The organism is Rhizobium herbae (assembly GCF_019511375.1).
GTDB lineage: Bacteria > Pseudomonadota > Alphaproteobacteria > Rhizobiales > Rhizobiaceae > Pararhizobium > Pararhizobium herbae_A.
Map to the genome: position 1 here is coordinate 761,036 of NZ_JAEUAO010000001.1, position 23,233 is coordinate 784,268.

A 23,233-nucleotide genomic window follows, 5' to 3' on the forward strand; every position below is an offset into this window, starting at 1 on the left:
CTTCAGCAACGCGCTGCAGCGCCGTTTGACAACAAAGGAAGCACCATGCCCGAAACCCTTCTCGTCACCGGCGCCGCCGGCCAGCTCGGCCGCCTCGTGCTTGATGAACTCCTCGCCTCCGGCAAGGTCCAGCCCGCCAACATCATCGCCACCAGCCGCGATGCCGCCAAGCTCTCTGACTACGCTGCCAAGGGCGTCCAGACTCGCTCGGCGAGCTTTGACGATGCAGCTTCGCTGGAAGCAGCCTTCAAGGGCGCCGACCGCATCCTGATCATCTCCACCGACGCGCTGGACGAAGCCGGCAAGCGCCTGCGCCAGCACCAGACGGCGGTGGCAGCCGCGCAAAAGGCCGGTGCCAAGCACATTCTCTACACCTCGATGCCGAACCCCGAAACCTCGGTCATCCCCTTCGCCCTCGATCATCTCGGCACGGAAAACGCGATCAAGGCGACCGGTATCCCCTACACGATCCTGCGCAATGGCTGGTACATGGAAAATCTGTTCATGGCGCTGCCGCACGCGCTCGCCGAGGGCAAGTGGTACAGTGCATCCGGCGAGGGCCAGCTCGCCCATATCGCACGCAAGGACATCGCCAAGGCAACAGCCGCAGCACTTGCCTCCGGCGCGAGCGGAAGCGCGACCTACACGCTGACCGGCGAGACCAAGTACACCGTCAACGAAATCGCTGCCACCGTCTCGAAGGTCACCGGCAAGCCACTTGACGTCGTGCATGTCACCGACGAGCAGCTCGCAGGCGGGCTCAAGGCCGCAGGCCTGCCCGATTTCCTCATTCCGGTCGTCGTCTCCTTCGATGCCAACACACGCGAGGGTCACATCGATATGGTCACCGATGATGCCGCCACGCTTTCCGGCGAGAAGCTGGCGACGCTCGAAAGCTTCCTTGAAGCCAGCAAACCAGCCCTTCTCGGTTAAGCAAAAGTGAGGGGCTCCGGACACGCCGGGCTCTCACACGACTGACAAAGCTCGCAGCAGCCGCGACGTCATCCTCGGCCTTGTGCCGAGGATCTGCCTCCCGCCCTGTTAATCGCTTATTAAAAAATTCACTTATGGGTCAGATGCTCGGGACAAGCCCAAGCATGACGGAAGAAGAAGGAGATGGCCGACTGCGTCATCTCCGGCCACACGGAAGCCCTTCTCAAAACAGGCGGACGTCTCAGATATCCTGGCCGCAGGCGCGGCAGAAGCGGCGGACGGTTTCCGCCATGCCGTATTGCAGCGCATCCGCTGTCAGGCCGTGGCCGATCGAAACCTCGGCGAGGTTGGAGATGCGCGCCGCCAGCGGCGGCAGGTTGGCGACCGTCAGGTCGTGGCCGGCATTGACGTCGAGACCAAGCCCGGTTGCAAGCTCGGCCGTGCGCCCCAGTTGCTCGAGGAGCACGGCAGCCCGCTCGGGTTCGTCGTAGCAGCCGCCATACGGGCCGGTGTAAAGCTCGATCCGGTCGGCGCCGGTCTCCTTGGCAATCGTCAGGGCCTCGATGTCCGGGTCGCCGTCGGCAAACAACGACACTCGAAAACCCTTCTTCTTCAGGCGTCCGACGACCTTGCCGAGCAGGTTGTGGCTCTTGCGGAAGTCCCAGCCGTGGTCCGAGGTCGCCTGCGTCGGATCGTCGGGGACCAGCGTCACCTGCTCGGGTTGATGCTCTTCGACCAGTTCGAGAAACTGCTCGTTCGGAAAACCTTCCATGTTGAACTCGGCCGCCGGATAAAGATCGTCGATCAAGGCGCGAATCGGGGCGAGATCGGAGAAACGGATATGCCGCTGGTCCGGTCGCGGGTGCACCGTCAGGCCGCTGGCGCCGGCCTCAAGCGCTATCTGGCCCAAGCCCGTCACCGATGGCCAGGGAAGATCGCGCCGGTTGCGAAGCATGGCGATCGCATTCAGGTTTACCGAGAGTTTCGCAGGCATTTCAGCGCTTTCGATGGGAGATGGCGTTGCGGCGGGTCTTTTCTAGCGGTTCCTTGCGCGACCCGCAACAAAGCGGCGATCCGGAAAATGTACCCGTCACAATAAACCGGGCACCGTCCGGCCGAACATCTTATCTGAAACGCAAGTTTAATGATTCGAGCACTGACAAACCCGGAAATATCCGGTTAAATGCAGACTCAAGTACAAGCGATACGCTCGCGGATGGCGAGCGGCGGTGCTGAAATCCCACGGAAAGACCCGAACCGAACCAATGAACCTTCGTTTTTGCTGCGACTTCACCGAATCGCCTGTCATTCCAGATGGAGCACGGACGCGGGCGTGTGTTTCAGAGAGAAGGCGCTGATGAACACGCGCGAAAGGCCAAACGACCGTGCCATCCTCGATGCGCTGGACAGCGTTCTGTCGAGTGCTGCGTTTTCGCGCTCCGAGCGGCTGCGCGCCTTCCTGAAATATGTCGTCGAGCGGGAAATCGAAGGCAACGGCCATCAGTTGAAGGGGTACGCGATCGGCATCGACGTCTTCGACCGGCCGCAGGCCTTCAATGCGGATAGCGACCCACTGGTGCGCGTCCATGCGGGCAAGCTGAGGAAATTGCTCGCGGCCTATTATGCCGGCGAAGGCGCCGGCGACGCGTGGCGCATCGATATTCCGAAAGGCACCTATGTGCCTGAATATCTGCGCCAGCGTGCAGCCCCGCTTGTGCAGGCGCAACCGGAGCGCCCGTCGGTTCCGCCGCGCCCGGCCGTGTCCCGCCGGATGCCCTGGCTGCCGGCACCGCTCTCCTCGCCGCTCGCCGTGCTTTCCGCCCTGCCGCTCTTGATCTTCGTGCCCCTGTCCTCGCCCGCCATGAGCGTCAACATCCCGGCACAGTCTCGTCTGCACGGAGCCGTCCTGGAGCGCAAATTCGCCGACGATCTTCCAAAGATAACGGTTCAGACGCAATGGCCGCGCACCAGCAAGGCGGGGCGCTTTGCCGATGCGTTTCGCACCGCCGCGTCGCACTACCGGACGATCGCCGCCGTGCCCGGCACGGTGCTCTGGCCGCTGCCGAAATCGCCGGCAACCGACCCGCTGGCGTTCACCATCTCCATCACCCAGCAGGAGTCGCCAGCCGGTCTGCGGGTTCTGGTCACTCATGACGCGACCTCCGAAACGCTTCACGAAGGCTTTCTCGACCAGGCGCATGTGGCCGGCGAGGCGGATATTCTTTACGAAAGCCTTGCTCTCGCGGCAAAGACCCTGGCTGCTGACGGCTACATATTCCGCTATGCGAGCAGTGCCACGATCGACAGCCCGCTGATGAAATGCATGGCGCTGACCGACGCCTACCGGCATCTGCAGACGCGCGCATCCTTTCGCGAGGCCAAGGCTTGCCAGGAGAAGCTATCGGCCGAACATCGCCGGAAGCTGAGCTTCGTCATCAGCGCAGGCGCCCTGCCCTCGACGCTCATTCGCTGAGGCACATTGCCAAAAGTGAGCTGTGAATGACGCGACAGCCTGAAGTCACGGCCCGCAGCGCGTCTGCCGAAACGCGAATTCTCTTAGAGATCCCGGATTTTATCCCTAATCTTGCTAGCTATCGCTCTTCCCGCACTGCGTGTATTCTGCTCGGGCATACGGGGATAAAGGCCTGATCGCTCATCAGGCAAGCACAATGGTCGCGAGTATCCATCCAAGGGCCGGGTGGTGTGCATGGCATGGAGGGCCACGGGGAAAGGCAACTGCCGCGTCGTTTCGATGCGTAGCCGGCAGATTGCCGCCTCCAGGATTTTCTCCCGCGCATGATCAGCGAGGGCGATTTCATACGATGGCAGAACAGTCGACGACCATCCAGTCCGCACCCGGCAAGCGGAGGACTTCCGGCTTCCTGCCGCACCTGCCCCTGCCCGGAACCATTCCCGACAATCACGTCGCCATCGCCGACATGGCGGACGCCTTCGGCGTCACTCACCGCACCTTGCATTTCTACGAGGAGAAGGGACTGCTCGCCGCCGACAGGATGGGGCCGATGCGGGTCTACGGCCTCGAGGACATCCGGCGAATGGCCATCATCAACGCCTGTCGCGAGATCGACATGCCGATCGCCGAAATCCAGGACCTCATGCGGGCGCTGACAGCATGCCAAAGCCAGGGTGACGCCGCGCAGATATTCGAAGACGCGCTCAATGCCCGCAAGCGGGAACTGGCAGCCCAGCAATCGATCCTGCGGCGCCAGATGCAGCGGGTCAGCGAGCTTCTGGAATCGGCGGCGGACGGCGATGGTGGGGGACCTGCCGCCGTGACGCCGATCCACCTGTCGCCGATCGAAGCGAAGTGCCTCGCCTTCATGGCCGAAGGCTATCCGGCAAACCGGATCGCCAGCCTGATGGACATGGACCTGACCGCCGTGCTGACGCTTGAATCCGACATCATCCGCAAATTCAACGTCAACCACCGCTTCCAGGCGGTGGCCAAGGCGGTGCTGATGGGTCTGGTTGCCGCCGAGTGAACGGTCAGCGCACGATCGTCAAGGTTTCGGCAGCCCGCGTGATCGCCGTATAGAGCCAGCGCTCGCGTGTGTCGCGGAAGGCCCAGCTTTCGTCGAACAGCACGACGTCGTTCCATTGCGACCCTTGAGCCTTGTGCACGGTCAGCGCATAGCCGTAGTCGAATTCGTCGTAGCGCTTGCGCGTCGACCACGGGATTTCGCCCTCGACATCCTCGAACGCGGTTTTCAAGAGCTTGATCTTGGCGGCGCCGCGATCCATGTCGTCGTCTTCCGGGCGGATCATCAGGTTGATGCCGGGCTTCACCGTCTCCTTGGACGAGGTCATCACCTGCCAGAGCGAGCCGTTGAGCAGCCCCTTGGCCGGGTCGTTGCGCAGGCAGACGAGCTTGTCGCCGGATTGCGGATAGTCGGTGGTGAACCCCTTCAGCTCCCGCAGCCGCATATTGTAGCGTCGCCGCGTCTTGTTTGTCCCGACCAGCACCTGGTCGGCGTCGAGCACCAGGCTCTGCGTCACCTCGTTCTTCGAAATCACCCTGGCCGTCGTACCGTAGTCGCCGTGCATGATCTCCTTGCCCTCGCGCACATGCATGGCAAGCTGGATGATCGGATTATCGCGCGCCTGGCGGTGAATGTCGGTCAGCAGGTAATCCGGCTCCTCGTTGGTGAAGTAGCCGCCGCCGGACACGGGCGGAAGCTGGCCGGGATCACCGAGCACCAGGATCGGCGTGCCGAAACTCATCAGATCCTTGCCGAGCGCCTCGTCGACCATCGAGCACTCGTCGACGATGATCAGCGCCGCCTTGGCGACCGGCGACTGCCGGTTGATGGCAAACATCGGCGCGATCGAGGTCTTGCCGGTTTCCTCGTCGGAGACCTCCTCCTCGCCGCGTGGCCGGTAGATAAGCGAATGGATCGTCCTGGCGTTGGTCGCCCCCTTGGAGCGCAGCACCTGGGCGGCCTTGCCGGTGAAGGCGGCAAACAGCACATCGCCGTCGACATGCTCGGCGAAATGGCGCGCAAGCGTGGTCTTGCCCGTTCCGGCATAGCCGAACAGCCGGAAGAGCGGCGAGCGCCCTTCCTTCAGCCAGCGCGAAACGGCCTTGAGGGCCTCATCCTGTTGCGGTGCGAATTCCATCGTCGATCTATTGCCCGATTCGCGCCGACCTGTCGCCCGGCTTGCACCTGAAGCTCTGCCACCTCGCCCGCGCGTCCAAAAATTTGGCTATTATTGCGAAACAGCGCAAGAAACCGCCACAAGCCGCGCATATCGCAACGAGACGGCCCATGATAATAGTCCCGCCGAAGCCGCCTCCCAAGCGCTGCCTGTTCTGAATACCGAAAGTGCCGATGTGAGACCCGATCCTGCCGAAGACCCGTCCGTACCCGCAACGTCGGGTATCGGCCGCTGCAATGCCGCCGTGCAATGGTGTCTGCTGCTGCTTCTCTCGGCCGTCCTTGCCGGCTGCCTCGAACTCGCCAGCATTCCCGCAGCCCTGCTGATGGGCCCCATGGTGGCCGGCGCCTTTGTCGGCATGAACGGCGGTACGATCCGTCTGCCGCTGCCGGCGCTTCGTTGCGGCCAGGCCCTGATCGGCACGATGATCGCCGAGACGATGAGCCCCGGCATTCTGGTGACCTTCTTCGCCAACTGGCCACTATTCCTTGCCATCGTCGCCGCCGTCATCGCGATGAGCACGCTGAGCGGCCTCGTGATGAGCCGGCTCAAGATCCTGCCGGGAACGACGGCGATCTGGGGCTCCTCCGCCGGTGCGGCGACATCGATGCTGGTCATGGCCGATGCCTACGGCGCCGACATCCGCCTCGTCGCCTTCATGCAATATCTGCGCGTCGTCTTCGTCGCCGCCGCTGCCTCGCTGGTCGCGCGCTACTGGGCGCAGGTCGACGCAGCGGGACAGGAGATCATCTGGTTCGGGCCGATCCACCTAGTCTCTTTCCTTAAGACCGCCGCGGTGGCCATCGTCGGCGGCTTTCTCGGCAAATGGCTGCGCGTGCCGGCCGGGGTCTTCCTCCTGCCCTTCCTGCTCGGTTCCGTTCTCAGCGTCTCGGGCATGCTGACGATTGAAATTCCCGAATGGCTGCTTGCGATCAGCTATGCCATGCTGGGCTGGAACATCGGCCTCGGCTTTACCCGGCCGATCCTCGCCCATGCCCGCCGCGCGACTCTGCCGACGATCATCTCCATCCTCGTGCTGATGAGCGTTTCGGGCCTGCTCGCCTTCGTCCTTGTCAAGGCGGTCGGCATCGACCCTCTGACTGCCTATCTCGCCACCAGCCCTGGCGGCATGGATTCGATCGCCATCATCGCCGCTTCCAGCAAGGTCGACGTGCCCTTCGTCATGGCGCTGCAGACGGCGCGGCTGCTGCTCGTCATGGCGGTCGGACCGTCACTGGCGCGGTTTGTCGCTTCAAGGGCCACGCCACGGCGATAAGTTTTTCCGCAATGCCGGGAATAAGATGCGGCCCGGATGTGTCTTACGTTCGAACCGGCTCGAAAGGCGGTTCGTTCGGAACGATTTCAAAAGAGGACACATCCAATGAGATTTCTGCCGCTCGCTACTGCCTTTTCCATCGTGGCGGCCACTTCCGCCATTGCCGCTCCCCCGGTCCAGACGGTCAATACCGACAAGGGCAAGGTCATCGCCGCTGAAAACGGCATGACGCTCTACACCTACAAGAAGGATGAAAAGGGCGAATCCTATTGCTATGATAAATGCGCCGCCAACTGGCCGCCCTATCTCGCCGATGCATCCGCCAAGGCCGAAGGCGAATACACGCTCGTTGAACGCAAGGATGGCAAGAAGCAATGGGCGCTCAAGGGCATGCCGCTCTACTTCTGGATCAAGGACGCAAAAAAGGGTGACGTCACCGGGGACGGCGTAGGAAAGGTCTGGGATGCCGCACGCCCCTGATGAGGGTTCTCGCGCGAAGGGGGCAAGCCCCCTTTCCGCGGAAACGTTTGAAAATCAGGTCCTGACGTTGATGCCGTCGCTGCGCCGCTATTCCCGCAGCCTTGCCAAGTCCGACAGCGACGGCGAAGACCTCTTGCAGGATTGCGTCGAGAAGGTTCTCGTCCGCCGCAGCCAGTGGCGCGGCATCAACCTGCGTGCCTGGGCTTTCACGATCATGACCAATCTCTATCGCGACCGCCACCGCCGCTCCAGCCAGCATCCATCCGTCGAATTCGACGAGACGCTGGGCTTGACGGCGGAGGATGTTTCCGGCGATCCGCTGGAAAAGACGCGGCTGCAGCAGGCACTGAACGCACTGACGCCGGAATACCGCTCGGTGCTGATGCTCGTGGTCGTCGAGGGCTATGCCTATCAGGACGTCGCCGAAATGCTGTCTATCCCGATCGGCACGGTCATGTCGCGGCTGTCGCGAGCACGCCGACAGATGGCCGCGCACCTTGCAAGGGACAATATTGTTACGCTGCGGAGACCGAAATGACAGACGAACACACCCCGGTCACCGAATCCGACCTGCATGCCTTCGTCGATGGACGTCTCGACGATGAACGCCGGCGTCAGGTCGAACTCTTCCTGAAAGACCATCCGGAAGAAGCCGCCGAGGTTCAATTGTGGCAGGCGCAGGCCAGGGACCTGAAAGCCGCCTTTTCCGGCTATGCCCGCTTCGGCGAAAACGACCACACCCTGCTGCGACCTACGACGCAATCCGGGCCCCCGGCATCCTTCTGGCGCAAGACGGGTCTGCTTGCCGCCTCGCTCATACTTTTCCTGTCCGGTGCCGCTGCCGGCGTCTATGCCGACCGGTTCTACGCCGGCAAGCCGCCGGTCGCGACCGCCTCGGCTCTCGAAAGCCTGCCGGGGCAATCGAAAACCGCCTTTCTCGTCTATGCCAGCGAAAAACGGCATCCCGTCGAAGTCGGCGCGGACGACCAGGCACACCTGATCACCTGGCTTGGCAAACGCCTCAATTACAAACTGGTAGCACCCGATCTCCGTTCAGAGGGTTTCTCCCTCGTCGGCGGCAGGCTCCTGCCCGTCAATGGCAAGGCCGGCGCGATGCTGATGTACCAGGACGCCGGCGGCGAGCGTCTCACCGTTCTCCTCGGCAGGAATCCGCACAGCACCGAGACCAGCTTCCGGTTCGAAACCTCAGGATCGATCGAGACCTTCTACTGGATCGACGGGGAGATCGGCTATGCGGTAACCGGCGAAGTCACTCGCGCGAAACTGCAGGCGATCGCCGAGGAGTGCTACCGCCAGTTCGAAAGCTGATCCTCTCCGGCACCGCTTTTCAGGTGCTGCATGTCAGCGGAAGAGTTTTAGGATTTGTGTGGCTCGCTCCTGGGGCAAGCTCGCCATGCGAGCGACCTCCGCCTCGAGGACCTTCTGCTCGCTGATATCGCTGATCACGCCGTACCAGCGTTCCAATTGGCCTCTTGAATTGAAAAAGGGCTTTGCCCGGCTCGACACCCACCGCCATTCGCCGTCATTCCATTTGATGCGGAACTCCGTCGAAAACGGCTGTTGAGACGGCAGCCACGCGAGCCATTCCTGTCGTACCCTCACCCTGTCCTGTTCGTGCATCCGCGCATACCAGTCGGCAATCCTGTCGGCCATGCCGCTGGCTTCACCGACCCCGAGCGCCGGGCTCATATAGTCCACCTCGCCTGACGGCCTGGCCGCCCATGCGACGTTCGGACTGAGCTCCACGGCACGACGGAAATGTTCCTCGTCTGCCTTCAGCGCGATTTGCGCCGCCTTGCGCTGGGTGATGTCGATCGCGGCGATCGACAATCCGATCGCATCACCGACGTCGTCGCAAACGCATTGGCAGGAGATGTGATAAGCGCGCCCCGTTGCCCGATGGCTGAATTCGCGGGATGTGATCGACCGTTTTTCTATGATGCGCCGCAGAAGGCGGGTCATCGCCACGTCATGACGCGCGGGCAGTCGCTCGGTTAGGCGATGGCCGACGATGTCCTCCGCCGGCCGACCAAGGATTTGCGCCAGCCTATCGTTGACGCTGACATATCGCAGATCGAGATCGGCGAATCCAAGCGCGATCGGCGCGTCCTTATACAACGCTTCCAATTGATGGAACCGTTGCAGTGGAGAAACGCGCGTCGATGTCCTCGGCATGCCTCCGGCGCTGGGCGCAAGCGACCTTGCGATTTCCGCCGCAGGCGCCGGTTTGCCGAATAGCCAGCCTTGGGCGATGTCGCATCCAAGGCGTCGCAGGATCGTCGCCTGTTGCTCGGTTTCTACCCCCTCCGCAACAACCGTCATTCCTAAACTTTGGCCAAGGCCGATGACGGAGGCGACGATCTTGCGGCTGCCTGGGTCGGTTTGCATCGTCTGGACGAAGCTGGCATCGATCTTGATCGTCTCGAACGGAAACGCATGCAGCCTGGTAAGACTGGCAAAACCAGTTCCAAAATCGTCGAGTGCGACACCAATACCGACGGATTTGAATCGCTCGACGGTTGTCAGCGCAACGCCGTCGTCGCCGATCAAGGCACTTTCGGTCATCTCGATATGGACGCGCTGCAACGGAAAGCCGGTTGGTTCGATGATCGCCATGAGGAAATCGAACAGATCGGGATCGCGAAATTGAAGCGGCGATAGATTGAATGCAAGGATCGGTTCGCCGGGAAATTGAAGGGCCTGGGTGCATCCCTTGCGAAGAATTTGCCGTGTCAGCGGGCCGATCAGACCGTACCGCTCGGCAGCCGGAATAAAATCGACAGGGCCAATGGCCGGCAACGCGGGATCCACCCATCGCGCCAGAACCTCGAAACCCACAACCGAGTCATTCGCCAGATCCACGAGCGGCTGAAATGCCGGTTCGAACCGGCTGTGACGCAGGGCATCCTTGAGTTTAGCGAGGGGAACAACTTGTGTCAGGGCAGATTCTCTCGGTGGACTTTAAGCGGCGGCACAACAGATCACGCTATATTAGCTGATAATGTCTTCATTTTTACTTAAGTCCGGCAGCTGTTGGCCAGCGATCAGCGCAAATCCGGCCCCGATGTCGGGACCGGAACTGTGCGCGTGCTTTCTGGTCTCACGCCCCGCTCTCGCCAATCGCAACAAATGCCTTGGCCCCATCGCGCGTCGGCATCAGCCGGGACAATTCACCTCAGAGGGCCGGATCGTTTTCCAGAAGGATCGGCTGTCCGTGCGGCGTTGCTTCCGCCGCCCTTTGCCAGCTTCGGGTGAGATGGTCGAGCTGCGCTTCCGAGGTGATCGACAGCTCCGTTACCAGACGCGACAGAGCTGCGACCCAGCAATCGAAATAGTCGCTGCCGTCGGCGCAGCGGCCTGGTTGATAAAGCTCCCGCGACAGAGCCTCGGCCCACTCGCTCCAGGAAAACACGCCCTTCTCGTGCAGGCGCACCGTCATGGCGAAGGCTTCGGCCTGCCATGGTTCGGCAAAGACCGGGTCGCCCTCCACGGATTTCGGCAGTTCCGGCGAACCCGCCAGGAGGTTTGAAGGTTCATGCGCGTTCAAGATAGCTCTCCCAGGCATCGATCGAAACGGTCAGCGACGGATCGGCGCCCTCGCCCCAGACTTCGCCGGCGTCGAAAACGACCGTATAGACCCATTGCGGGTTCTCGCCTTTGCCATGCGCATTGTCGTCGGGAAAGACGAACGAGCCCTGCACCGCCTCGACGACGCCGGTCTTGGCGCGTGCATAACGCGGCAGGCGCGTATGGGTTTCCGGATGGAAATTGCGGGTCCGCACCCGCTGCCCCACGGCAAAGACCGGAGCCTCGGCCACCGGCCGGTCGCAGGGACCGCCCTTTGCCAGCACGCCGGCCACCATATCCCCCGTCAGGATTCGCTTCGGCTGCGCACCCTTTTCCAGCATCCGGCCCTCGGCCAGTTCCGCGGACGAGACGAACCGGTGCCGCGTAAGCAGCGTTTCCAGCGCCCGTATCCAGATTTCATAGTAGCTGGCGGCGAGATAGGTGGCGGGCGGCAGGCTTTCGCGGGCATGCCGGCTTTCGTCCAGCGTCCAGGCGCCGAAAGCGCCGCAGGAGAGCGTCAGCCCAAGCGCGCGCTTTTCCCATTCCGCATGGAAATAGGGCTCGTCCTTTTCCGGCGCAACCGGGCCCAACCCATGCTGGCCGCCAAGATCCTGCGCGCCATTCATCGTCCTGCTCCCACCGGTTTGGCCAGACCCGTGCCGATCATCGAATCGCGCGTCACAAGATCGGCAAGCGCTTCCTGATCGAGCCCTTCCGTTCCCTCCGGCCGTTCCGGAATGACGATATAGCGCAGTTCCGCCGTCGAGTCCCAGACGCGGATTTTCTTGGTTTGCGGCAGGGTTAGCCCGAATTCCTCAAGTACACTGCGCGGATCGATCACCGCGCGTGAACGGTAGGGCGGCGCCTTGTACCAGACCGGTGGCAGCCCCAGCACCGCCCAGGGGTAACAGGAGCACAGCGTGCAGACGACGAGATTGTGCGTCGCCGCTGTATTGAACACCGCCCTCATGTGCTCCCCCTGCCGCCCGCCATAACCGAGGCTGGCGATCGCCGCCGTCGCATCGCGACTGAGCCAATCGGCAAAATCGGGTTCGCTCCAGGCCTTGGCAACGACACGGGCACCGTTGCGCGGGCCGACCTTCGTTTCGTAAGTCTCGACGATCGCGTCGATCGCTGCCGGGTCGATCAGCCCTTTCTGCGTCAGCACCGTCTCCAGCGCCTTCACCCGCGCCTGCATATCGGAAAAATGGTTGTCGTGATGGTGGTGGTCATCGTGATCGTGCATGGCGTCCTCGCATGTCATTGGCTGGTTTGCGTGCTTGGTGCCACGGGTGGCAGTCTCTTGCCCATGTCTCCAAGCAGCAGATTTTCGAACGGCAACCGTCGCCGCCGCTGATCGAGGTAACAAGCGCCCCCGGCATGCTCAAACCCCCATCTGCCCTGAACTCCGCAGCTAGCGCAGCATCGGCCAAAGGCTGGCGACGAGCAAGACCGCCATGCTGATATTGAACCATTTCAGCCGGTGCGGATCGGACAGCCACTGCCTGAGCGCCGAGCCGAAGCCGGCCCAGGTCGAGACGCTCGGCACGTTGACGATGGCAAAGACGATGCCGACCCAGATGACGCTGGTAAGATAGCTTTGCTGGCTCGTATAGGTCGCCATTGCGGTAACCGCCATCACCCAGGCCTTCGGGTTGATCCACTGGAAGGCGGCCGCCTGCAGGAAGGTCATCGGCACGGCCTTGCCTTTCCCTTCGGCAAGGTTCCGTGACGTCCCGATTTTCCAGGCGATCCAGACGAGATAGGCGCCGCCTGCGAATTTCAGCACGGTGTAGAGCAGAGGCACGGAATACAGAAGCGCGCCAAGGCCGAGACCGACGGCGATCAACAGCGACAGGAAGCCTGCGCCAATGCCGAGCATGTGCGGAACGGTGCGGACAAAGCCGAAATTCACGCCCGATGAAAACAGCATCATGTTGTTCGGCCCCGGCGTGATCGATGTCGTAAAAGCAAAGAGAAACAACGCCAGTAGCGTGTCGGCCTGCATGGAAACCTCCCGAATTTCAGGTCAAACTAGCTGACCTGCCGGCGGGGGCCACCCAAAACTTGTCACCGTGACAAGACACGGGCGATTGTCGGCGCCGACGTTTTTGAGTCACGGCCTTTGCGCTGCCAGGATATGCCTTAAATGAGACATCGACCCTTCCTACGACTGGGCCGATCTGCGGCCGAAAGAGGATTCCGATGCACGACGCCATTCCGACCACCACCCTTCCCGACGGCAGGACCGTTCCCGTGATCGGCCAGGGCACCTGGCACATGGGCGAGCGCAAGGCGAGCGCTGCCGAGGAAGCCAGAACCCTGCGGCACGGGCTCGACCTCGGCATGACGCTGATCGACACGGCGGAAATGTATGCGGACGGCGGCGCCGAGCGGGTCGTCGCCGAGGCAATCAAGGGCCGGCGCGCCGACGCGTTCGTCGTCAGCAAGGTTCTGCCCACCAATGCCAGCCGCGACGGCACCATCAAGGCCTGCGAGGCGAGCCTGAAACGGCTCGGCACCGATCATATCGACCTCTATCTGCTGCACTGGCGGGGCCGCTACCGGCTTTCAGAAACGGTCGACGCCTTCGAGACGCTGCGGCAGGCTGGCAAGATCGGCGCCTGGGGCGTCTCCAATTTCGATTCCGACGATATGGATGAACTGTTCGCCGTACCCGAAGGCGGCAATGTCGCGACCAATCAGGTGCTCTACAATCTCAACCGCCGCGGCATCGAATATGATCTCCTGAAGGACGCCCAAGCCCGCGGCGTCCCGATCATGGCCTATTCGCCGCTCGACGAAGGCCGGCTGCTGCGCCATCCGGATTTGATCCATATCGCCAAGGCGCATCAGGCAACCGTCGCCCAGATCGCCCTCGCCTTCCTGATCCGCAATCCCGGCGTCATCGTCATCCCGAAGACCGGGATGCCGGAACGGGCCCGGGAGAATCGGGCATCCGTCGAGGTGCATCTGACGGACGACGATCTTGCCGCACTCGACAGGATATTTCCGCCACCGTGGCGGAAAGTGCCGCTGGAGATGATCTGACAGCATGGCAAGGGGCGCGGCATGACTCGAAGCGGCGCCCCTTGCCCGATTACATTCCCTGCGGGCCGCGGTTCATCGCCGCGATGCCGGTGCGGCAGACCTCGATAACGCCGAGCGGCTTCATGATGGCGATGAACTGGTCGATCTTCGACGATTTGCCGGTGATTTCCAAAATGAAGTGCTCCAGCGTGGCATCGATCACCTTGGCGTGGAAGGCATCCGCCAGGCGCAGCGTTTCCGCCCGGCTCTCGCCATCGCCGCTGACCTTGACCAGGGCCACTTCGCGTTCGATCGGCCGGTCATGGCCAAGCTCGGCGGCCCTGACTGTCAGGTCAACGACCCGATGGACCGGCACGATACGCTCCAGCTGTGCCTTGATCTGTTCGAGCACATGCGGCGTGCCGCGCGTCACGATGGTGATGCGCGACAGGTGCGTCTGGTGTTCGGTCTCCGAGACGGTCAGGCTCTCGATATTGTAGCCACGGCCGGAAAACAGGCCGATGACGCGGGCAAGAACGCCCGGCTCGTTATCGACGAGAACCGAAAGCGTGTGGTTTTCCGCCTTCTCGGTTTCCTTGGCGATGAAATAGGCGGAGCCGGTCGGCTGAAGATGTGCGTTCATGATCTCGTCCTTTTCCTATTCATCAAACCAGCTGGCGGCCCTTGGCGTCGATCGCGTTGGCGACCGCCTCGTCCGTGGCTTCGTCGGGCAGCAGCATCTCGTTGTGCGCCTTGCCCGAGGGGATCATCGGGAAGCAGTTGGCGAGATTGGCGACGCGGCAGTCGAAGATCACCGGCGCCGGGCTGTCGATCATCTCAAGGATCGCCGCATCGAGTTCGCCCGGCTTTTCACAGCGGATGCCGACGCCGCCATAGGCTTCCGCGAGCTTGACGAAATCGGGCATGGCTTCGGTATAGGAATTCGAGAGGCGGTTGCCGTGCAAGAGCTGCTGCCACTGGCGCACCATGCCCATGTACTGGTTGTTCAGGATGAAGATCTTGACCGGCAGGTTATACTGCACGGCACACGACATTTCCTGAATGCACATCTGGATCGAGGCGTCGCCGGCGATGTCGATGACGAGGCTTTCGGGATGCGCGACCTGGACGCCGACTGCCGCCGGGAACCCGTAACCCATCGTGCCGAGGCCGCCCGAGGTCATCCAGCGGTTCGGATGTTCGAAGCCGTAGAACTGCGCGGCCCACATCTGGTGCTGGCCGACTTCCGTGGTGATATAGGTGTCCCGGTGCTTGGTCAGCTCATAGAGCCGCTGGATGGCGTATTGCGGCATGATGACCTCGTCGCTCGCCTTGTAGGCGAGCGAATTGCGTGCCCGCCAGCGGGCGATGCTGGCCCACCAGTCATCGAGGCGGCCCTTGTCGACGTCCTTGGCGGTGGAAGCCCGCCACAGGCGAACCATGTCTTCCAGAACGGAACCGACATCGCCGAGGATCGGAACGTCGACGCGCACGTTCTTGTTGATCGAGGACGGATCGATGTCGATGTGGATCTTCTTCGAGTTCGGCGAGAAGGCATTGAGGCGGCCGGTGATGCGGTCATCGAAACGGGCGCCGACGCATACCATGACGTCGCAATCATGCATCGCCATGTTCGCTTCGTAGGTGCCGTGCATGCCGAGCATGCCGAGCCAGTTCTTGCCGGAAGCCGGATAGGCACCGAGGCCCATCAGCGTCGAGGTGATCGGAAAGCCGGTCAGTTCGGTCAGTTCGCGCAGCAGATGCGAGGCCTCCGGGCCGGAATTGACGACGCCGCCGCCGGAATAGATGACCGGACGACGGGCGCCCTTCATCAGCTCGATGGCCTGCTCGATGCGGCGTATGTCGCCCTGCACCTTCGGCTGGTAGCTATGCTGGACCTTCGCGGCCGATGGCGGCGTATAGGTGCCGGTGGCGAACTGGACGTCTTTGGGAATATCGACGACGACCGGTCCAGGACGGCCGGACTGGGCGATGCGGAAGGCTTCATGGATGATGCCGGCCAGCTCGTTGACGTCCTTGACCAGCCAGTTGTGCTTGGTGCAGGGCCGCGTGATACCGACCGTGTCGCATTCCTGGAAGGCGTCCGAGCCGATCAGCGAGGTCGGCACCTGGCCGGTCAGGCAGACGAGCGGGATACTGTCCATCAGCGCGTCCTGAAGCGGCGTGACGGCATTGGTCGCACCCGGCCCGGAGGTCACCAGCATGACGCCGACCTTGCCGGTCGAGCGGGCATAGCCTTCAGCCATATGGCCGGCGCCCTGCTCGTGGCGCACGAGGATGTGCTGGATAGCGTCCTGCTGGAAGATTTCGTCATAGATCGGCAGGACGGCACCGCCCGGATAGCCGAAGATATGCTCCACGCCGTTGTCCTTCAGTGCCTGAAGAACAATTTCCGCCCCTGTCATCTGGTTTTCTGTGCCGCTCATTGGCCTGTTTCCGTCCATGTTTCGCGATTTTGGCTGTGAGTATCGTGTTTGATGGCATAAAAAAAGGCCCCGTGAGGGCCTCGTGTTTGCGCATGGGTGGCTATCGCCGGATGGTTACACCATCCTGCCCATGCGCCGCCCCACCACAAGAATTGCAACGATCTTTTTCATGGGGCGCAGTGATAACCAGAAATGGCGACCCCGTCAACGCCTTTCCCGAAAACAACCGGCGGGGGTCGCAAAACGGCACAGAATAGCCCAAGCCCAAGAAACGACTTATTAAATCCCTTCCGGTAATATAGTGAACTCTTGGCCAGAGGTTTCGCAGTGCTGAACAGTGACCTTCATTCGTCGATCAGTGCAGGAGAACAGGATCGGCGCGATGCTCTGACCCGGGGCAATCGCTTCCTCGGTCGCGTTGTCGCGTGCAGCGGATCGCGGGCAATGATTGCTGCCGTTGCCGAAAAGGGTGAGACCTCGCTGACCGAATTGTGGTCCGTCGGCAAGCTGATCTCGATCAGCGTCGGCAACAACCGCGTGGTCGCGCTGGTCTATTCGATGCAGACCGTCACCAATGAGTGGGGCGAGGAACTCGACAACGTCTTCCGCATCGAAGTCGAACTGATGGGCGAAGTGCATGTCGGCGCTTCAGGGCGTGAGGAATTTTCCGCCGGTATCAGTCAATACCCCCATCTCGGCGCCATCGCCCACCGCATCCGCTCCGCCGACCTTGCCCGCATCTACGACACGGGCAAGAACGATGTCTGCGTCATCGGCAAGCTTACCCAGGATGAAAGCCTCGATGCCGCCATCCATGTGCCCTCGATGCTGTCCAAGCATTTCGCTATCGTCGGCACCACCGGCGTCGGCAAGTCAACGGCCGTCAGCCTGCTGCTGCGCAAGGCGATCGCGGCCGATCCGAAGCTGCGCGTCCTGATCCTAGATCCGCACAATGAATTCGCCGCCGCCTTTCCCGATATTGCCGTGGTCGTCGACACGGACAATCTCGATCTGCCCTTCTGGCTGATGAAGCTTGAGGAATTCGCAGAAGTGATCTTCCGCGGCCGGCCACCCGTTCCGGAAGAGCTCGACATCCTGCGCGACGTCATTCCGGAGGCGAAGAGGGCGTTCAAGGGCGCGGCGGAGAGCGGCCTTGCCCGCCGGACCAGCGAAAAAAGCTCGATCACCGCCGACACCCCCGTCCCCTACCGGATGGCCGATCTGCTGGCGTTGATCGACGAGCGCATCGGGCGGCTGGAAGGCCGCAGCGACAAGCCATACCTGCGCTCGCTGAAGGTCAAGGTGATCGGCGCGATCAACGATCCGCGCTATAACTTCATGTTCTCGTCGAACACAATCACCGATACGATCCTCGAGACCATCGCCAAGATCTTCCGCATTCCCGGCGATGGCAAGCCGCTGACGACATTTCAGCTCGCCGGCATTCCCTCGGAAGTCGTCAACTCCGTCGCTTCGGTACTCTGCCGAATGGCGTTCGAAATAGGCCTTTGGAGCAATGGCGGCGTGCATATGCTGGTCATCTGCGAGGAGGCTCACCGGTATGTCCCGGCCGATGCCAGCCTGGGCTTCGTTCCGACCCGTCAGGCAATCGCCCGCATCGCCAAGGAAGGTCGCAAATACGGCGTGTCGCTCGGCGTCATCACGCAGCGCCCTGGCGAACTCGATCCGACCATCCTGTCGCAGTGCTCGACGGTCTTTGCCATGCGCCTTTCCAACGACCGGGACCAGGACATCATCCGCTCGGCCATCCCGAACTCGTCGATTTCCTCGACCAGTTTCATCTCCTCGATCGGCAATGGCGAAGCAATCGCCTTCGGCGAGGCGGTCGCCGTGCCGATGCGCATGCGCTTTACCCGTATTGACGAAAGGAATCTGCCGAAAGCCAATGGCGTCGGCGTCAGGGCAACGGACGAAACCCCCGACACAGTCGACCTGCGCTCGGTAGTGGCCCGCATGCGAGCCCTGAATGGTCCGGACATCTCAAGCTTCCAGCAGGCCTATACGGCGAGCCTCGGGCTCGATGACGACATTGGAGCTCCGGCCTATCCCAGCGCCGAAAGCAGCAGGCCTCCAGGACTGGTTGCCGAAGCTCGGAACGAGCCGCACACGCCGGCAATCGAACCGTACAACCCGGCCATGCTGCCGCGCGCGGAGCCGGTTAATCCGCAGCTTGAGCGCTTCAACCAGATCCGCAATCAGTTGCTCTCGGAAGACCTTCCGGCTCAACCGAAACCGGAGCCTTACCATGCGCCACCGCCGCGCGTCACCCCAAGCTTTGCCCAGCCCGGAACTGACCTGACCCGCCCATCACTGCGCGAAAGCCTCCTGAAGAAACCGTTGAGCAGCATCATCCGCAAGTAAGTTTGCTGCAGCAGGCAGCATGGCGCTCATAAATCGGCTTCCGATAAGGGACGGAAACGGCACCTGCCCAGCCCGCGAGCCGCCTCCCAGGTTTCTATTAGTACCAGCGTCCTCTGCCGTACCAACCGCCGCCCAGGAGAAGAATGATAACAACGATGATGAGAAGTGTGGTGATATCCATGTAGGTCTCCCGCGAGCACCCGATCATCTCCATCCTGCTAATTGCGCGGTGCGCTGTTCATGCCGGTGCTCCAATCGGTATTAACGTCCAGTGTCAGCGTTGGTTGCATCGTCGGCGTCCGGATCCCAGCGCAGCCAGCTCTCGTCGAGTTGATTGCGAAACCATGTCATCTGCCGCTTGGCATATTGGCGCGTGGCGGCGGAGGCAGTTTCGATCACCTCGGCCTTCGTCATCGCCCCGGCCAGCATGGCGGCAATCTGCGGCACGCCGATCGCCTTCATCGCCGGCATCTCTGGCTTCAGATCAAGCGACAGCAGCGCCTCGACCTCCTCGACGGCCCCGCCATCCAGCATCTGGGCAAAGCGCCGGTCGATCCTTCGGCGCAGCACGTCACGTTCCGGCAGGACGACGATCTTCAGCGCTTTTCCCGGATCGATGGCGACCGGCCCCTGCCGTGCCTGGAAGACCTGGATGGACTGCCCGGTGGCCTCGAAGATTTCAAGCGCCCGGGCAATGCGCTGGCCGTCGCCCGGCCGCAGGGTCCCGGCGGTTTCTGGATCCTTCTGTGAAAGGATGACGTGCAGCGCCTCGGCACCCTCTTCCTGCAGGCGCCTGCGGACATCGTCGCGAACGGCAGCCGGAACCGCTGGCATGTCCGACAAGCCCCCCGTCAGCGCCTTGAAATAAAGGCCGGTGCCGCCGACGAAAACCGGAATGCGCCCCTCGCCGCGCACGGCCTGCAGAACCTTGCAAGCGTCGCGAAGCCATTCGCCGGTGGAATAAAGCTGCGACACCGGAACATGCCCGTAGAGATGATGCGCAATGCCCTGCATGTCCTGTTCGAACGGCCGCGCCGTCAGCACATGCAGCGTATCGTAAACCTGCATGCTGTCGGCATTGATGACCACGCCATTATACCGCTTCGCCATTTCCACGGCCAAAGCGGACTTGCCGCTGGCGGTCGGCCCGGTTATCAGGATCGCGTCCTGTCCAATCTCAAGGTTCTTCATCATGGCCTTCGTTGCCACGCTTGTTGCCAATCCGTCAAACCCCGTTCTGACACCGGCGCTCGCCGAAGAAGCCGCGGCCGCGGTCGATGCGTCCGGCCTCTACTGGCTCGCTGACGGTATCGCCTGCGACATTGCGCTGAAGGATGGCGCCAATCCCGATTGGCAGGAGGCGCTGCTGCGCGGCGTCGTCGGCGATGCGCCGGTCGACGTCATCGTCCAGCAATCCGAGACGCGCCGCAAGAAGCTTCTGATCGCCGACATGGATTCGACGATGATCGGCCAGGAATGCATCGATGAGCTTGCCGCCGAAGTCGGCCTCAAGGACAAGGTCGCCGCCATTACGGCACGCGCCATGAACGGCGAGATCGCCTTCGAGCCGGCGCTGATCGAGCGCGTGGCTCTGCTCAAGGGCCTGCCGGTCACCGTCATCGCCGACGTGATCGCCAGGCGCATCACGCTGACATCAGGCGGCAGGCAACTCGTCGCGACGATGAAGGCTAGGGGCTATTATACCGCGCTGGTTTCCGGCGGCTTCACCGTCTTCACCCAGCCGATCGCCGAAACGCTAGGCTTCGACGAAAACCGCGCCAACATCCTCCTCGAAGAGGGAGGCTACCTCACCGGCACCGTTGCCGAGCCCATCCTCGGCAAGCAGGCCAAGGTCGATGCGCTCGTCGACATCTCGGCCCGGCTCGGCATTTCGCCGGCCGAGGCGCTGGCCGTCGGCGACGGCGCCAACGATCTTGGCATGCTGCATCTCGCCGGATCCGGCGTTGCCCTGCATGCCAAACCCGTCGTCTCGTCGCAGGTAAAAATCCGCATAGACCACGCCGATCTCACCGCCCTCCTCTATATCCAGGGTTACAGGAAAACGGACTTCGTTCTTTGATCGTCCTCGAAACGGCAAGGCTGCGCATCCGCAACTGGCGGGAGACAGACCGGCCGCTCTTTGCCGAAATCAACGCCGATCCGAAGGTGATGGAGTTCTTTCCACGCCGGCGCTCGCGCCAGGAATCCGACGCCCTGATGGACGAGGTTCGGCACCGGATCAGCGAAACCGGGCTCGGCTTTTTCGCGCTGGCGCTGCGGGATACGGATGAGCCGATCGGCTTTCTCGGGCTCGCCCGCACCGATCTGGAGCCGTTCCTGCCGGACGGCACGGTGGAAATCGGCTGGCGGCTGGCTGTTCGCTTCTGGCGCCAGGGCTATGTCACGGAGGCGTCGCAAGCGATGCTCCGGCACGGCTTCGAAACGCACGGCCTTGCCGAAATCGTCTCTTTTGCGGTGCCAAGCAACACGCGCTCGACGGCGGTGATGCAGCGCATCGGCATGCGGCGAGACCCGGCGCGTGACTTCGAACATCCGCGGGTGCCAGACACTGCGCCGCAGCTCAAGCACCATGTGCTCTATGCCATCAGCCGAAAGGAATGGCTGGCACGATAAAGGCGGGCTTTGCGGCCCGCCTTCTGATTTCTTCCGTGATCGCGCCTGCAGAACGCCTCCGCGTCGAGGCGCGGCGCCGCAGCCGCAGCCGCAGCCGCGAGCGCCTATTCCATCCGCACGGTGACGAACCGCAACTCGCCAGCCTTGTTGGCAATCATCAACAGCGCATTGCGGCGGCCGTCGGCCTTCAGTTCCTCGACCCGCGCCGATACGTCCTCTGGCGTCTTCATCGCCTCCTGGCCGATTTCGACGATCACGTCGCCCGCCGCGATCCGCCGTTCGGCTGCCGGCGACTGTGGCTGAACCTCGGCAATGACGACGCCCTCGACATCCTCGGAAATGCCATAGGTCTTGCGGCTTTGCGCGTCGAGTGTGGCGAGCTTCATGCCGAGCACGAGGTCGGATGCCGGCAGGTCTGCCGCCGGCGGCTCGGCCTGGTCGGTTCCTTCCTGGGTTTGCGGGTTCTGATCCGCCTCGGCGCCCGCCAGGTTTTCACCATCCTCGAGCCGGCCGAGCGTCACCTTGACGGTGATCTCCTTGCCGTCGCGGATGACGACGACGTCGACAGCCTTGCCGACCGGGCTTTCGGCGACGGCGCGCGGCAGGTCGCGCATTTCAATGACATCGCGTCCGTCGAACTTGACGATGACGTCACCCGTCTTGATCTGGCCGCCGTCGGCCGGCCCGTCCTTGATGATGCCGGCAATGAGCGCCCCCTTCGGGGTTTCCATCTTCAGGCTTTCGGCAATTTCGTCCGTCACCGGCTGAATGCGCACGCCGAGCCAGCCGCGATGGGTCTCGCCGAACTCCCTGAGCTGGTTGATGATGTTCTGCGCCAGTTCCGTCGGCACGGAAAAACCGATACCGATCGAGCCGCCGCTCGGCGAGATGATCGCCGTGTTGATGCCGATCACTTCGCCCTTCATGTTGAACAGCGGACCGCCGGAATTGCCCTTGTTGATGGCCGCATCCGTCTGGATGAAGTTGTCATACGGCCCGGCATTGATGTTGCGGCCGCGCGCCGAAATGATCCCGACCGTCACCGTTCCGCCGAGCCCAAAGGGATTGCCGATCGCCATCACCCAGTCACCGATGCGCATCTGGCGGGAATCGCCGAACGGAACGGCGGTCAGCGGCTTTTTCGGCTCCACTTTCAGGAGCGCAAGGTCGGTCTTCGTGTCGGTGCCGATCAGCTTGGCCTTGAGCTTGCTGCCATTGGCGAAGTTGACCTCGATGTCGTCGGCGCCCTCGATCACATGGTTGTTGGTGACGATGAAGCCGGTGGGGTCGATGACGAAGCCGGAGCCGAGCGAATTGACGGTGCGCTGGCGATTGCCCCCCTCGCCACCCTGGCCCTTGAAGAACTCGTCGAAGAAATCCTGGAAGGGCGAGCCTTCCGGCACCTGCGGCATCGGCGCCTGGTCGTCGTTCTTAACATTCTGCGAGGTCGAAATGTTGACGACGGCATCGAGCAGCCCGGCGGCGAGGTCGGCGACCGAATCCGGCCCCTGCTGGGTCGCAACCGGCGCCTTTGTCTGCGCCGTGGCGACAGACGCAAGCGGCACGGAATTCATCGCAAGCGCGGCACTTGCCGCCAGCGTCGCGGTGCGGAGGAAGGAAGCGCGGATGGACAAACCCATGGGGTCCTCTCGATTAGGGGTGACACGTCGGAGAAAGACGGGCCGGCAGCAGGTCGTTCGTCGTGCCGGCGCGCGTGACAGCTGCGGGATCGCATCTCCGCCAGCCTTCCGCCGCCAATGTGGCCTAGATTCTGTCTGAAGATAAG

22 protein-coding genes are annotated in these 23,233 nt (G+C 62.5%); 11 read left to right on the forward strand and 11 right to left on the reverse strand.

The features are described from left to right. The first annotated feature begins 45 nt into the window (after positions 1–45). On the forward strand, positions 46–933 hold the full coding sequence (locus tag JNB71_RS03810; RefSeq protein ID WP_220370488.1) for an SDR family oxidoreductase: 888 nt from the start codon (positions 46–48) through the stop codon (positions 931–933). 241 nt (positions 934–1,174) lie between these two features. Here the strand turns inward: JNB71_RS03810 and JNB71_RS03815 are convergent, their stop codons facing one another. Next, positions 1,175–1,927 carry a pyridoxine 5'-phosphate synthase gene (locus JNB71_RS03815; protein ID WP_220370489.1) on the reverse strand — a complete coding sequence of 251 codons (753 nt, stop codon included), beginning with the start codon at positions 1,925–1,927 and terminating at the stop codon, positions 1,175–1,177. Positions 1,928–2,290: 363 nt separating this feature from the next. Between JNB71_RS03815 and JNB71_RS03820 the strand changes: the two genes are divergently transcribed. Next, complete coding sequence (locus tag JNB71_RS03820) at positions 2,291–3,406, forward strand: hypothetical protein (protein ID WP_220370490.1); 1,116 nt, start codon at positions 2,291–2,293, stop codon at positions 3,404–3,406. Positions 3,407–3,755: 349 nt separating this feature from the next. Further along, positions 3,756–4,436 (forward strand): MerR family transcriptional regulator, encoded by a 681-nt coding sequence (locus JNB71_RS03825; RefSeq protein ID WP_220370491.1) that lies wholly within the window; start codon positions 3,756–3,758, stop codon positions 4,434–4,436. A 4-nt stretch (positions 4,437–4,440) separates the two neighbouring features. On the opposite strand, the gene JNB71_RS03830 is transcribed toward JNB71_RS03825, so the two are convergent. Next, complete coding sequence (locus JNB71_RS03830) at positions 4,441–5,571, reverse strand: ATP-dependent DNA helicase (protein WP_018324345.1); 1,131 nt, start codon at positions 5,569–5,571, stop codon at positions 4,441–4,443. 214 nt (positions 5,572–5,785) lie between these two features. Between JNB71_RS03830 and JNB71_RS03835 the strand changes: the two genes are divergently transcribed. From JNB71_RS03835 to JNB71_RS03850, 4 genes are all read left to right on the forward strand, one after another. Then, positions 5,786–6,886, forward strand: a complete 1,101-nt coding sequence (locus JNB71_RS03835; protein WP_220370492.1) for an AbrB family transcriptional regulator — start codon at positions 5,786–5,788, stop codon at positions 6,884–6,886. 105 nt (positions 6,887–6,991) lie between these two features. After that, positions 6,992–7,366 (forward strand): COG4315 family predicted lipoprotein, encoded by a 375-nt coding sequence (locus tag JNB71_RS03840; protein ID WP_220370493.1) that lies wholly within the window; start codon positions 6,992–6,994, stop codon positions 7,364–7,366. Then, positions 7,350–7,904, forward strand: a complete 555-nt coding sequence (locus JNB71_RS03845) for an RNA polymerase sigma factor (RefSeq protein WP_220370494.1) — start codon at positions 7,350–7,352, stop codon at positions 7,902–7,904. Before JNB71_RS03840 ends, JNB71_RS03845 begins: the two co-directional genes overlap by 17 nt. After that, positions 7,901–8,695, forward strand: a complete 795-nt coding sequence (locus JNB71_RS03850) for an anti-sigma factor family protein (protein ID WP_220370495.1) — start codon at positions 7,901–7,903, stop codon at positions 8,693–8,695. Before JNB71_RS03845 ends, JNB71_RS03850 begins: the two co-directional genes overlap by 4 nt. 33 nt (positions 8,696–8,728) lie before the next feature. On the opposite strand, the gene JNB71_RS03855 is transcribed toward JNB71_RS03850, so the two are convergent. The 5 genes from JNB71_RS03855 to JNB71_RS03875 all read right to left on the reverse strand — a co-directional run bounded on the left by JNB71_RS03855 (position 8,729) and on the right by JNB71_RS03875 (position 12,962). Then, positions 8,729–10,327: a sensor domain-containing phosphodiesterase gene (locus tag JNB71_RS03855; RefSeq protein WP_223215785.1), complete on the reverse strand. Its 1,599-nt coding sequence runs from the start codon at positions 10,325–10,327 to the stop codon at positions 8,729–8,731. Between the two features lie 235 nt (positions 10,328–10,562). Then, entirely contained in the window at positions 10,563–10,952 is a 390-nt protein-coding gene (locus JNB71_RS03860) for a nitrile hydratase accessory protein (RefSeq protein ID WP_220370497.1), read from the reverse strand. Continuing rightward, positions 10,921–11,580, reverse strand: coding sequence for a nitrile hydratase subunit beta (nthB, locus tag JNB71_RS03865; RefSeq protein ID WP_220370498.1), 660 nt, complete (start codon positions 11,578–11,580; stop codon positions 10,921–10,923). Before nthB ends, JNB71_RS03860 begins: the two co-directional genes overlap by 32 nt. Further along, positions 11,577–12,200 (reverse strand): nitrile hydratase subunit alpha, encoded by a 624-nt coding sequence (gene nthA / locus JNB71_RS03870; RefSeq protein ID WP_220370499.1) that lies wholly within the window; start codon positions 12,198–12,200, stop codon positions 11,577–11,579. Before nthA ends, nthB begins: the two co-directional genes overlap by 4 nt. 168 nt (positions 12,201–12,368) lie before the next feature. Then, on the reverse strand, positions 12,369–12,962 hold the full coding sequence (locus tag JNB71_RS03875) for a LysE family translocator (protein WP_220370500.1): 594 nt from the start codon (positions 12,960–12,962) through the stop codon (positions 12,369–12,371). A 197-nt stretch (positions 12,963–13,159) separates the two neighbouring features. Here JNB71_RS03875 and JNB71_RS03880 point away from each other — a divergent pair, with 197 nt between their 5' ends. After that, positions 13,160–14,005, forward strand: a complete 846-nt coding sequence (locus tag JNB71_RS03880) for an aldo/keto reductase (protein ID WP_220370501.1) — start codon at positions 13,160–13,162, stop codon at positions 14,003–14,005. A 49-nt stretch (positions 14,006–14,054) separates the two neighbouring features. Here the strand turns inward: JNB71_RS03880 and ilvN are convergent, their stop codons facing one another. Further along, positions 14,055–14,627, reverse strand: a complete 573-nt coding sequence (gene ilvN / locus JNB71_RS03885; protein ID WP_112846222.1) for an acetolactate synthase small subunit — start codon at positions 14,625–14,627, stop codon at positions 14,055–14,057. 22 nt (positions 14,628–14,649) lie between these two features. Further along, the gene (locus tag JNB71_RS03890; RefSeq protein ID WP_220370502.1) at positions 14,650–16,431 is read right to left on the reverse strand and encodes an acetolactate synthase 3 large subunit; all 1,782 of its coding nucleotides are present in this window, start codon (positions 16,429–16,431) and stop codon (positions 14,650–14,652) included. A gap of 327 nt (positions 16,432–16,758) precedes the next feature. Here JNB71_RS03890 and JNB71_RS03895 point away from each other — a divergent pair, with 327 nt between their 5' ends. Further along, the gene (locus tag JNB71_RS03895) at positions 16,759–18,813 is read left to right on the forward strand and encodes an ATP-binding protein (RefSeq protein ID WP_220370503.1); all 2,055 of its coding nucleotides are present in this window, start codon (positions 16,759–16,761) and stop codon (positions 18,811–18,813) included. Positions 18,814–19,074: 261 nt separating this feature from the next. Here JNB71_RS03895 and miaA read toward each other — a convergent pair whose 3' ends face one another. Next, positions 19,075–20,007 (reverse strand): tRNA (adenosine(37)-N6)-dimethylallyltransferase MiaA, encoded by a 933-nt coding sequence (miaA, locus tag JNB71_RS03900; protein WP_220370504.1) that lies wholly within the window; start codon positions 20,005–20,007, stop codon positions 19,075–19,077. On the opposite strand from miaA, the gene serB reads away from it, so the two are divergent. Both serB and JNB71_RS03910 read left to right on the forward strand, forming a co-directional pair. Next, a complete protein-coding gene (gene serB, locus JNB71_RS03905) occupies positions 20,006–20,893 on the forward strand; it encodes a phosphoserine phosphatase SerB (RefSeq protein ID WP_220370505.1) in 888 nt (295 codons plus the stop codon). The genes miaA and serB overlap by 2 nt on opposite strands. Beyond that, positions 20,890–21,447 carry a GNAT family N-acetyltransferase gene (locus JNB71_RS03910; protein ID WP_220370506.1) on the forward strand — a complete coding sequence of 186 codons (558 nt, stop codon included), beginning with the start codon at positions 20,890–20,892 and terminating at the stop codon, positions 21,445–21,447. Before serB ends, JNB71_RS03910 begins: the two co-directional genes overlap by 4 nt. A gap of 104 nt (positions 21,448–21,551) precedes the next feature. Here the strand turns inward: JNB71_RS03910 and JNB71_RS03915 are convergent, their stop codons facing one another. Beyond that, positions 21,552–23,081: a DegQ family serine endoprotease gene (locus JNB71_RS03915; RefSeq protein ID WP_431028311.1), complete on the reverse strand. Its 1,530-nt coding sequence runs from the start codon at positions 23,079–23,081 to the stop codon at positions 21,552–21,554. Between the last annotated feature and the right edge of the window lie 152 nt (positions 23,082–23,233).

Coding starts and splice junctions, on each gene's coding strand:
- miaA (WP_220370504.1), bottom strand. CDS start 20,007: ATGATGAAGAACCTTGAGATTGGACAGGACGCGATCCTGATAACCGGG.
- JNB71_RS03815 (WP_220370489.1), bottom strand. CDS start 1,927: ATGCCTGCGAAACTCTCGGTAAACCTGAATGCGATCGCCATGCTTCGC.
- JNB71_RS03860 (WP_220370497.1), bottom strand. CDS start 10,952: ATGCCTGGGAGAGCTATCTTGAACGCGCATGAACCTTCAAACCTCCTG.
- JNB71_RS03830 (WP_018324345.1), bottom strand. CDS start 5,571: ATGGAATTCGCACCGCAACAGGATGAGGCCCTCAAGGCCGTTTCGCGC.
- JNB71_RS03875 (WP_220370500.1), bottom strand. CDS start 12,962: ATGCAGGCCGACACGCTACTGGCGTTGTTTCTCTTTGCTTTTACGACA.
- ilvN (WP_112846222.1), bottom strand. CDS start 14,627: ATGAACGCACATCTTCAGCCGACCGGCTCCGCCTATTTCATCGCCAAG.
- nthA (WP_220370499.1), bottom strand. CDS start 12,200: ATGCACGATCACGATGACCACCACCATCACGACAACCATTTTTCCGAT.
- JNB71_RS03850 (WP_220370495.1), top strand. CDS start 7,901: ATGACAGACGAACACACCCCGGTCACCGAATCCGACCTGCATGCCTTC.
- JNB71_RS03820 (WP_220370490.1), top strand. CDS start 2,291: ATGAACACGCGCGAAAGGCCAAACGACCGTGCCATCCTCGATGCGCTG.
- JNB71_RS03810 (WP_220370488.1), top strand. CDS start 46: ATGCCCGAAACCCTTCTCGTCACCGGCGCCGCCGGCCAGCTCGGCCGC.
- JNB71_RS03825 (WP_220370491.1), top strand. CDS start 3,756: ATGGCAGAACAGTCGACGACCATCCAGTCCGCACCCGGCAAGCGGAGG.
- JNB71_RS03840 (WP_220370493.1), top strand. CDS start 6,992: ATGAGATTTCTGCCGCTCGCTACTGCCTTTTCCATCGTGGCGGCCACT.
- nthB (WP_220370498.1), bottom strand. CDS start 11,580: ATGAATGGCGCGCAGGATCTTGGCGGCCAGCATGGGTTGGGCCCGGTT.
- JNB71_RS03845 (WP_220370494.1), top strand. CDS start 7,350: ATGCCGCACGCCCCTGATGAGGGTTCTCGCGCGAAGGGGGCAAGCCCC.
- JNB71_RS03890 (WP_220370502.1), bottom strand. CDS start 16,431: ATGAGCGGCACAGAAAACCAGATGACAGGGGCGGAAATTGTTCTTCAG.
- JNB71_RS03880 (WP_220370501.1), top strand. CDS start 13,160: ATGCACGACGCCATTCCGACCACCACCCTTCCCGACGGCAGGACCGTT.
- serB (WP_220370505.1), top strand. CDS start 20,006: ATGGCCTTCGTTGCCACGCTTGTTGCCAATCCGTCAAACCCCGTTCTG.